General features: G+C 72.9%; 10 protein-coding genes. 5 read left to right on the top strand and 5 right to left on the bottom strand.

All coding sequences use genetic code 11. The annotated features are described in order from the left end of the window. The coding region (locus I5G_RS08430; protein ID WP_022878663.1) for a glycosyltransferase at window positions 1-977 on the bottom strand (977 nt) is incomplete at its 3' end. Window positions 978-1,223: 246 nt separating this feature from the next. On the opposite strand from I5G_RS08430, the gene I5G_RS08425 reads away from it, so the two are divergent. The 3 genes from I5G_RS08425 (at window position 1,224) to I5G_RS08415 (ending at window position 3,455) form a co-directional block, all read left to right on the top strand. Beyond that, window positions 1,224-1,451, top strand: a complete 228-nt coding sequence (locus tag I5G_RS08425; RefSeq protein ID WP_022878662.1) for a hypothetical protein — start codon at window positions 1,224-1,226, stop codon at window positions 1,449-1,451. A 202-nt stretch (window positions 1,452-1,653) separates the two neighbouring features. After that, complete coding sequence (locus I5G_RS08420) at window positions 1,654-2,448, top strand: glycosyltransferase family 4 protein (RefSeq protein WP_187288819.1); 795 nt, start codon at window positions 1,654-1,656, stop codon at window positions 2,446-2,448. Then, window positions 2,445-3,455, top strand: a complete 1,011-nt coding sequence (locus I5G_RS08415) for a glycosyltransferase (RefSeq protein WP_022878660.1) — start codon at window positions 2,445-2,447, stop codon at window positions 3,453-3,455. Before I5G_RS08420 ends, I5G_RS08415 begins: the two co-directional genes overlap by 4 nt. A gap of 15 nt (window positions 3,456-3,470) precedes the next feature. On the opposite strand, the gene I5G_RS08410 is transcribed toward I5G_RS08415, so the two are convergent. Genes I5G_RS08410 through I5G_RS21440 form a run of 4 tightly spaced genes read right to left on the bottom strand, consistent with a single transcriptional unit; the run spans window position 3,471 to window position 7,322 of the window. Beyond that, the gene (locus I5G_RS08410; protein WP_022878659.1) at window positions 3,471-4,418 is read right to left on the bottom strand and encodes a PDR/VanB family oxidoreductase; all 948 of its coding nucleotides are present in this window, start codon (window positions 4,416-4,418) and stop codon (window positions 3,471-3,473) included. Further along, window positions 4,415-5,050, bottom strand: coding sequence for a helix-turn-helix transcriptional regulator (locus I5G_RS08405; protein WP_022878658.1), 636 nt, complete (start codon window positions 5,048-5,050; stop codon window positions 4,415-4,417). The genes I5G_RS08410 and I5G_RS08405 overlap by 4 nt, the downstream gene beginning before the upstream one ends. Further along, the gene (locus tag I5G_RS08400; protein ID WP_026095775.1) at window positions 5,047-6,345 is read right to left on the bottom strand and encodes an amidohydrolase family protein; all 1,299 of its coding nucleotides are present in this window, start codon (window positions 6,343-6,345) and stop codon (window positions 5,047-5,049) included. Before I5G_RS08400 ends, I5G_RS08405 begins: the two co-directional genes overlap by 4 nt. Continuing rightward, window positions 6,342-7,322 (bottom strand): XdhC family protein, encoded by a 981-nt coding sequence (locus I5G_RS21440; RefSeq protein ID WP_022878656.1) that lies wholly within the window; start codon window positions 7,320-7,322, stop codon window positions 6,342-6,344. The genes I5G_RS08400 and I5G_RS21440 overlap by 4 nt, the downstream gene beginning before the upstream one ends. Window positions 7,323-7,373: 51 nt before the next feature. On the opposite strand from I5G_RS21440, the gene I5G_RS08390 reads away from it, so the two are divergent. Together I5G_RS08390 and chvE are read left to right on the top strand one after the other, a co-directional pair. Continuing rightward, window positions 7,374-7,958, top strand: a complete 585-nt coding sequence (locus tag I5G_RS08390) for an NTP transferase domain-containing protein (RefSeq protein ID WP_022878655.1) — start codon at window positions 7,374-7,376, stop codon at window positions 7,956-7,958. 349 nt (window positions 7,959-8,307) lie between these two features. Continuing rightward, complete coding sequence (chvE, locus tag I5G_RS08385) at window positions 8,308-9,426, top strand: multiple monosaccharide ABC transporter substrate-binding protein (protein ID WP_022878654.1); 1,119 nt, start codon at window positions 8,308-8,310, stop codon at window positions 9,424-9,426. Window positions 9,427-9,539 lie beyond the last annotated feature (113 nt).

The raw sequence follows: 9,539 nt of genomic DNA, 5'->3' as shown, positions 1-9,539 counted from the left end.
ACGATCAACTTTCCGGCAGCGGCCGGGGTCGCCACGACGGGGCGGCCGAGCAGCAGGCTCTCCGCGATGACGAGGCCGAAGGTCTCGGGCCACAGGGAGGGGAAGACGAGGGCCGTCGCGGAGCGGATCAGCGCGCCCTTGGCCTCGGCATCCACCCACCCCACGTAGTGCACGTCGTCGCCGACGGCCGCTTCGACCTCGGCCCGTCGGGGCCCGTCGCCCGCGATGACCAGGTCGGCGTCGAGGTCGGCCTCCGCCCACGCACGCAGCAGGAGGGCGATGCCCTTCGACTCCTGAAGCCGTCCGAGGAACACGAAGCGGGGACGCGGCGGCACCGCGGTCTCGCCGGCGGGGAGGAGGGGCGTCGGCCAGCCGTGGGGGAGGACCCGGGTGAGCGCGGGCCCGCCGCGGAAGCCGAGTTCGAGGTGGCGGCGCCTGGTCCGCTCGCTGGGGAAGACGATCACCGTCGCGCGGCGTGCCGACAGCGACACGATGCGTGCGCGGAGGCGCTGGGCGGGTCCGAGCCGAGGCGGGAGGACGCCGCGCCTCAGCGTCGTGGAGCTGGTGTCGACGAGGCAGAAATCGTGTGCGGTGTGCACGGTGGCGGCGCCGCGAGCACGCAGGATGCTCGCTCCCACCCCCTGGAATCGATGGACGTGCACGATGTCGCGGCCTTCCTGCACGCGGAGGTAGGCGCGGGGGATGAGGATGCCGTGGAGGACATCGAGTCCGTGGAACACCGCCCGGGCGACGCCCGACGACCCGCGCCGATCGGGTGCGTAGGGGCGCCAGGTGGGGCGCACCGTGACGCGGACCCCCACTGCGGAGGCTCGCGCGATGCTCTGGCCGTCCGCGACGGCGGTGACGATCTCGACGTCGTGGCCGCGGGACCCCTGCGCCGCGGCGAGCGAGAAGAGGTAGGACTCCGCGCCGCCCCACGGGGAGACGAAAGTGCTGTGAAGGTGGGTGATCCGCACGACGGGTCGGACCTCCTCTCGAGCGGACCGGACCGCCGCCGCCCACACAGTAAGCGGCCGTTCTCTGCCCGCGACGCGGCCTTCGCCCCGGCGCTCCCTGAGCAGCTGCGGCGTTCACGAGCTGCATCGCCCGGAGGGTGGCATCCATTCGCCCGGTCGAAACGACCCGGATGCCGGCCGGGCCGCCGTCGCGAGCCGGGCACGCTGGATGCTCGCGCCGTCCGCACGGCGCGAAGGGGAGGGTGCATGCGGATCGTCAGCCTGTCGCCGGTCGTACCGTACGAGGGAATCCCGCACGCCGGAGGCCAGTACGTGCTGCGTCACCTGCGGGCGTTGCGCGACCTGGGTCACCGCGTGACCGTCGTGTCCTTCGACGGACCCGAGAACCGGGCGGCGGCAGGGGCGCTCGACGGTCTGGCGGACGTCGTGCTGGTCCCCGGCGATCCGCGGATTCCGGCATCGCTCGACGCCTGATCGGGGTGCTCGAGCGGCAGGAACAGCGGCTCTGGCGGTCCGTCCCGTCGTCCCGCTGCGTCGAGCGCTGCGGCGCAATGCGGCGTCGCGAACCGCTCTCGCGACGGCAGAGATCGTCGAATACCAGTGGAGCGAGTCCGGCTGGTACGGACTCCGCCGACGTCCGACGGGCACGCGGCGGCACGTCGTCGTCGCGCACGACGTGGTGTTGCAGAACTACGAGCGCTTCCTCGCCGCGGCGGGGACCGGATGGCATCCACGCGTCCTGTTGGCGCGGTGGCGTCGCGCGAGCGTCCGCCGCGACGAATGTCGCATCTACCGGCACGCCGACGCCGTCCTGTCGTTCAGCGCGAAGGATGCGACGCTGGTCCGCCGCGCGGCCGGTGCCGCCGTGTCGGCGGTCGTGGTGCGCCCACCGCTCGCCGACGGGGTGGAGATCTCGACCCGCACGGGTGATGCGACCCCCACCGTGCTGTTCGTCGGTGCCTTCGACCGGTCGGTGAATTCCGAGGCGGCCCTGTGGACCATGACCGACATCGCCCCGCGTGTTCTCGAGGTCTACCCCGACGTGCGGTTCGTGTTCGCCGGGGCCGGTCCGACCTCCGAGATGCACCGCGTCGCGGCGACCCGGCCGGGCACCTTCGTCGTCACGGGCCGAGTGGACTCGCTCGAGGCGGCCTACGCCGAGGCCGACGTCGTGATCGTGCCGTTGCGGGCCGGGGCGGGGGTGAAGTTCAAGACGGTCGAGGCGATGCTGCGTGGTATCCCGGTCGTCTCCACGGGCGTCGGAGTCGAGGGCATCGTCGACGACCGGCTTCACGCGTTCGCGGTCGCGGACGAGGCACGGGGTCTCGCTTCGGGACTCATCCGGGCGCTCACCGATCCGGATGCCGCGCGCCGTGACGCGCTGCGCGTCCGCGACCTCGTGGCGGAGGAATTCTCGGCCGGCGCCTTCCGTCGCCGTCTCGCCGAGGTCTATCGAGGAGGCAAACCGTGAGCGGACGCCGCCCCACCGTCACCGGCGCGACCGTCACCTACGGCTCGCGGCACGAGTCGTGTCTCGCGGTCGTGGACCGCATGCTCGACGCGGGGGTCGACGCGGTGCTCGTGATCGACAACGGGTCCGCCCCCGCGTCGGCGACCGCGCTCGACGCGGCCGCGGCAGCGAGTGCGGGCCGCATCGTCGTGCGACGGATGCCGCGCAACGAAGGGTCGGCTCCGGCCTTCGCCGCGGCGATCTCGGGCGCGCGGGCCGCGGGCACCGAGTACGTCTGGCTGCTGGACGACGACAACCTGCCCGAACCCGGCGCGCTCGACCGCCTGCTCTCGGCCGATCGTGCGATCCGGGATGCCGGGATCGACCTCACCGCCGTGGCGCCGCTGCGCGTCCCCGACGCGGAGCCCGCGACGATCGCCGAGGTCGTCGCGACCGAGGGCGCGCGGGAGAGTCCGGACGAGGGGATCTCGTTCGCGGGTGTCGAGGCGGGGCTGTTCGCGCGGCGCTTGCTCGAGCGGGTCGGGCTGCGTCGCCCGCGGCCGCGCGCCGTGGGCACGGATCTGCCGTACGCGCCGTACGGCGGGCTCCTCGTCCGCGCCGAGGTACTGCGAGCCCTGGGTTCGCCGCGCGCCGACTTCGTCCTGTACGGCGACGACCTGGAGTACACGTCGCGGATCGTCGCCCGCGGCGGGCGTCTCGTCCATGTCCGCGACGCCGTCGTGGTCGACCCCCGCGGAGAACGGTGGATGCCGCCGGGCTTCGAGGTGCGGGCGATGTTCCTGTCGACGAACCCGGCGCTGCTGTACTACTTCCTCCGCAACCGCATCCACCGGGAGTTGGGGACCGGGCGCCGGTGGAGCACGCCGCGTCTCGCCCACGCGGCGCTGTTCCTGCTGCTCTGCGTCGCGTGCGCGGTCGCGACGCGCCGCTGGCGCCCGATGCGTGTCATCCACCGCGCCGTCGCTGACGCCGTGGCCGGACGCCTCGGGCGCCGCGTCGAGATCTGACGCGCGCGCCCCGCGTCAGAGTTCGAGCGTGATGCGCGGGCAGGCGGCGCGCGAGACGCACACCATCATGGTGCGGTTCGCCTCCTGCTCCTCGGGCGACAGCACCGAGTCGCGGTGCTCCACGTCGCCGTCGATCACGGGCACTTCGCACGTTCCGCAGGTTCCCACGCGGCAGCTCGACGGCACGACGGCGCCGTACTCCTCGACGACCTCGAGGATCGACTTCTCCGGCGGGACCACGACCGTGAGCCCCGACATCATGAGGTCGACCTCGAACGGCTCGGTCCACACCGGCGGGCCCAGGACCTTCGCCTCGAACCGTTCGACGTGGAGGCTGCCGCGCGGCCAGCCCGACATCGTGGCATCCAGGGATTCGAGCAGGCGGGCGGGACCGCACGCGTAGACGACGGTCCGGGATGCCGGGGTGCCCAGGCGCGCGTCGAGATCGAGGCGGGTGCCCTCGTCGGCGGCGAACACCTCGACGCGGTCGCCGTAGCGGTCGACGAGCTCGTCGACGAAGGCCATGGTGCGCCGCGACCGGCCCGCGTACAGCAGGGTCCACGCGGCGCCCGCGGCGTCGGCGGCCTCGATCATGGGGACGATCGGCGTGATGCCGATGCCCCCGGCGACGAAGACGTAGGAGCGTCCGGCGGTGGGGGCGAAGAGGAAGTGGTTCGCGGGACCGCGGACGCGGAGCGCCGTGCCGGGGTGCGCGTTCTCGTGCAGCCAGACCGAGCCCTCGCGTTCGCGCAGCACGCCGATCCGCCACGTGCCGCGCTCGCTCGGCGATCCGCACAGCGAGTACTGGCGCTCGACCCCGCCGGGCAGCACGACGTCGATGTGCGCACCCGGCGACCAGTGCGGCAGCACGCCGCCGGGCCGCTCGAGGTCGAGCACGACGACGCCGTCCGCCGCCTCGCGCCGCTCGCGCACGATCGCCTCGAACGTCAGACCGCCGCTCATGTGTCTCCTTCGCCGGGGTCGGGGGCGCCGTGCACCAGTTCCTTCACGATCAGCAGCCGGTACGGCGCACCGCCGGGCGAGTGCCAGCGGTGCGGCGTGCCCGATCGGCAGTACACGGAGTCGCCGACCGCGAGCGTCGTCTCGCCGAACGGGCCGAGTGAGATCACGATCGAGCCCTCGAGAACGGTGAGGAACTCGTCCTCCTCGTGGACGTAGTGGTCGCCGGGTTCGGGGTTCGCGCCGGTGAACTCCATGGGCTCGAAGCGCCGCGGACCCTCGGCCAGCATCCGCGCGCTGCCCTCGGCGTACGGCCCGACGAGTCCCTCGTGCGCGCGCACGAAGGTCGGGTGGGCGCTCTCGTCGGGGCGCGGCGGCTCGGACGCGGCGATCAGTTCGACGCGGCTCGTGCCCAGGGCGCGCGCCAATCGTTCCAGGCTCGCCATGCTGGGGCGGGCGAGGCCGCGCTCGAGCTGGCTGAGGAACGGATGCGACAGCGCCGCCGCCTCCGCCAGCTGGGTCAGCGTGAGCCCGCGCGCCTTGCGGAGGCCGCGCAAGTGCGCCCCGAGACGTTCGTCGCCGGTGGAGCCGGTGGCGGGATCGTCGGCGGGGATCGCGGGAGCCATGGTGGTCATCGTCCCACCCTCTCGAACAATCGCGCGGTGATCTCGCGCTCGTCGGCGGAGACGAGGCATCCATCGTCCACGACGACACGTCCGGCGACCACGACCGTGCGCGGGCGACGACCGGGCGCGGCCCACAGGAGCCCCGCGACGCGATCGGCGACGCCCGCGTCGGCGACCCCCGACACGTCCCACAGACACAGGTCGGCGGCGGACCCGGGCGTCAGTCTGCCGAGTTCAGGGCGCCCGAGGCCGTCGGCCGATCCCGCGGTCGCCATCGCGAGGACCGTGGATGCCGCCACCTGCGGCCCCACGAGCGCCGAGACCTGCATCGCGAGACGCGCGTCGGCGAGGAGGTGCCCGGCGTCGTTGCTGCCGCCGCCGCTCGTTCCGAGCCCGACCGGGATGCCGGCGTCCCGGAGCTTCGCGACCGGCGCGACGCCCCAGCCCATCGGAACATCACAGCCCGGAGCGTGGGTCGCGGTGACGCCGGCGGCCGCGAGCCGGGAGATTTCGTCGTCGGTGACTCCGCACAGGTGGGCGAGGGCGACGTCGGGGGCGAGCCAGCCCCAGTCCTCGAGCAGGTCGAGCGGGCGTCGGCCGTAACGGTCGAGCGCGATCTCGACGTCGACGACCTCGTTCGCCTGCGTGCGGCGGCGAAGGCCGCGACGTTCGGCGACCTCGGCGAGCAGGGCGAACGTCTCGCGCGGGTCGCTGTGGACGCCCGCGGGTCCCACGGCGACCTGCAGCATCCCGTCGGCGGTGACGCCGCCCGGCTGCCCGTCGACGAGTGCGGCGGCGATCGCCTCGGCCGACGCCGCGGCCTCCTGCGGGTCGTCGCGTGCGGCGCCCCGCACAAACGCGAGGCGCGCGCCGAGGGCGGCGGCCGCCGCCGCGGCGGCGCGGGCCATCCCGACCGTGTCGGCACCCGACGGCCAGGTGAGGTGGTGGTCGGCGACCGTCGTCACGCCGCTGAGCAGCGCCTCGGCGAGTCCCGCGCGCGCGGCGATCCCGGTCAGTTCGGGGTCGACACCGGCCGCGGCGTACGCGCTCGCCATCGCGGGCAGCCAGTCGCGCATCGGGATGCCACGCGTGCCCGGCAGCGTCCGGAACGCCGTCTGCAGCAGGTGGTGGTGGGCGTTGACGAGGCCGGGCGTCACGACGCAGCCGCTCGCGTCGATGACCGTCGCGTCGGCGGGGGCGGGGGTGTCGACGACGACGCCGTCCACGGTCACGACGTCCCCGGTGCGGACGCGGCCTTCGGCCTCGACCACCGCGACGGCGTCGCGGATCACGAGCACCGTCATCCGGCGATCACCGGCGTCGGCACGGCGCACCCGGGTGCGGCGGCGCCCGCGTGGAGGGGGCCGTCGGTCGCGCTCAGCGGGAGCGCGCTCGCGCCGCGTCGAGCCGCGACGATCTCGGCGATCACCGAGAGGGCCGTCTCCTCCGGGGTCTCCGCCCCGAGGTCGAGGCCGAGGGGGGAGTGCAGCCGGCCGAGCTCGGCATCCGTCACCCCCGCCTGTGTCAGGAGTGCCGCGCGGCGCGCGACGGTCGCCCGCGACCCCATCGCGCCGACGAACCCGACCGGGAGGCGCAGCGCCGTCCGGATCGCCGGCACGTCGAGGCGCTCGTCGTGGGTCAGGACGCAGACGGCCGTGCGCTCGTCGGGGTCCTCGAGCGAGGCGAGGTACTCGTGCGGAGAGGCGACGACGAGGTCGGATGCCTCGGGGAAGCGCTCGCGCGTCACGAGCAGGGCCCACGCGTCGCACACCGTCACCGCGAACCCGGCCGCCGCGCCCACGCGGCACAGTGCCGCCGCGTGTTCGCCCGCGCCGAGAACGATGAGGCGTGGACGGGATCGCCGTCGCAGCTCGAGGGTCGTGCCGTCGCCCAGGTCGAGGTCTATCGCGCTCTCGCGTCCGGCCGCAGCGCGCTGCAGCGCGGCGCGGGCCCGCGGGTCGGTCCCGTCGATCGGGTACGCCACGACCTCGATCGCGCCCCCGCACGCGAGGCCCGCCGTGACGATCGCATCGTCCGGACCGGCGAAACCGAAGCTCCCGCGCCGCACGTCGCCCGTGCGGAGCGCGTCGAGGCCGAGCATCACGGCGTCGCCCTCGACGCAGCCGCCGGACAGCGATCCGATGACCCGCGCATCGGCGGTCACCGCGAGCGTGGCGCCCACTCCGCGGGGGGCGCTCCGGATGACGCGGGTGACCGTGACCGCCGCGACGGGGGTCCCCGCCTCGAGGAGGGGAAGCAGATCGGCGGCCAGTTCGAGCATGCCGGCGACGCTATCCGCGCCGTGTTTCACGCACGCTACGCTACCGTGACCATGCTTCCCGAGGCCCTCGTCGACATCCTCGCGCACCGCCCGGCGGGCCTCGTCCTCGCCGCCGGGGCCGGTCGTCGCTTCGGCGGTCCCAAGGCCCTCGCGCGCGATCCCGACGGTGTCCCGTGGGTCGAGAAGGCCGTCCGGGCGCTGCGCGACGGGGGGTGCGACCCGGTCGTCGTGGTCCTCGGCGCGGCGGCCGACGATGCGGCGCCACTCGTCCCCGAAGGCGCGGCCGTCGTGCGCGCCGAGGCGTGGGCCGAGGGTGTCTCGGCCTCCCTCCGGGCGGGACTGGATGCCATGGCATCCACGGACGCGTCCGCGATCCTGGTCGTGCCGGTCGATACGCCCGAGCTGCCGGCCGCCGCCGTGGCTCGGCTCGCGTCCCGCGCCGCCGTCGATGCGCTGGCGTTCGGCGCCTACGGAGGTGCACCGGGCCACCCCGTCGTGATCGGCCGCGCTCACTGGGCCGCGCTCGCCGCGGCGGTCGGTGGTGACGTCGGCGCGCGCCCGTATCTCCGCGCCCACGGCGCGGAGGCCGTCGAGTGCGGCGACCTGTGGTCGGGGGCCGATCGCGACGTCCGCTGACGCGGGACAGGACGCCCCCGCCTCGCCGCGCGCGGTCACTGTCCCGCGCTCTGTGTGGCACAACTCCTGCGTTTCACTGCCGCTGTCGGTCAGGGGCGCGCATCGGTGGAATTCTGCCGGAGTTGTGCGCCTCCGAGGTACGGGCCCCTCGCGTTCCGTTACGCGTTCGTTGCATTTCGTCGCGGCCGGAACTCTGGACAAATGCGCACGCCCGGGGATATGTTCACGGAGCCGTCATAATTACGACGGACCATTAAGCCGGGACGAGGACGTACCCGATCCGACGCCGGGGAGGGCGCCGGGTGCGACCACGGGGGTCCCTGCAGTTCAGAGAGGAACGCAGATCACAATGCTGAAGAAAATTCTGACCGGTGCGGCCATCGCGGCTCTCGCCGTCGGTCTCGGGGCATGTAGCTCCACGCGTCCCGCCGATGGCGGTGGCGACGCTGCCGGCGGCAGCGGCGACTGCAACGTCGGTATCGCGATGCCGACCCGCAGCCTCGAGCGCTGGATCAACGACGGTGAGCAGCTCCAGAAGAAGCTCCAGGACGCCGGCTGCACCGTCGACCTGCAGTACGCCGACAACAAGACCGACCAGCAGATCAGCCAGATCCAGAACCAGATCTCGGGTGGCGCGAAGATCCTCGTGATCGCCGCCATCGACGGTTCGACGCTCGGCCCGGTGCTGCAGGAGGCCAAGGCCCAGAACGCGACCGTCATCGCGTACGACCGCCTCATCAACGGCAGCGAGAACGTCGACTACTACGCCACGTTCGACAACTACAAGGTGGGCACCCTCCAGGGTCAGTTCATCGAGGAGCAGCTCGGCCTGAAGGACGGCAAGGGCCCCTTCAACCTCGAGCCCTTCGCCGGCAGCCCCGACGACAACAACGCGAAGTTCTTCTTCGCCGGCGCGTGGGACGTCCTCAAGCCGTACGTCGACAAGGGTCAGATCGTCGTCCCGAGCGGCAAGTCGCCCGCCAACGACGACGCGTGGGCCAGCATCGGCATCCAGGGCTGGGCTTCCGACAAGGCTCAGGCCGAAATGGACAACCGCCTGTCGTCGTTCTACAGCGGCGGCAAGAAGGTCAACGTCGTCCTGTCGCCCAACGACAGCCTCGCCATCGGTATCGAGGCATCCCTGAAGTCGGCCGGTTACACCGCCGGTGCGGACTACCCGATCATCACGGGCCAGGATGCCGACAAGGCCAACGTCAAGGCGATCCTCGAGGGTCTGCAGTCGATGACGGTCTGGAAGGACACCCGCGCTCTGGGTGACCGCGTCTTCCAGATGATCCAGGAGATCAAGGACGGCAAGACCGTCGAGGTCAACGACACCAAGACCTACGACAACGGCAAGAAGGTCGTCCCGTCGTACCTGCTGACGCCTGAGGTCGTCGTCAAGGACGACGTGCAGTCCAAGCTCATCGACTCGGGCTTCCTGAAGGCTTCCGACGTCGGGCTCTGATCCGCAACTGCGGCGGGGCGGGTTCGNCCGCCCCGCCGCTCTATCTGTCGCCCGCGGGCGACGGTAGGAGACACCATGACCGAACCGATCCTGCGCATGTCGGGGATCTCCCA

The sequence above is a fragment of the Microbacterium sp. B19 genome (assembly GCF_000333395.1).
GTDB lineage: Bacteria > Actinomycetota > Actinomycetes > Actinomycetales > Microbacteriaceae > Microbacterium.
This window is presented reverse-complemented; position numbering and strand designations above follow the sequence as displayed.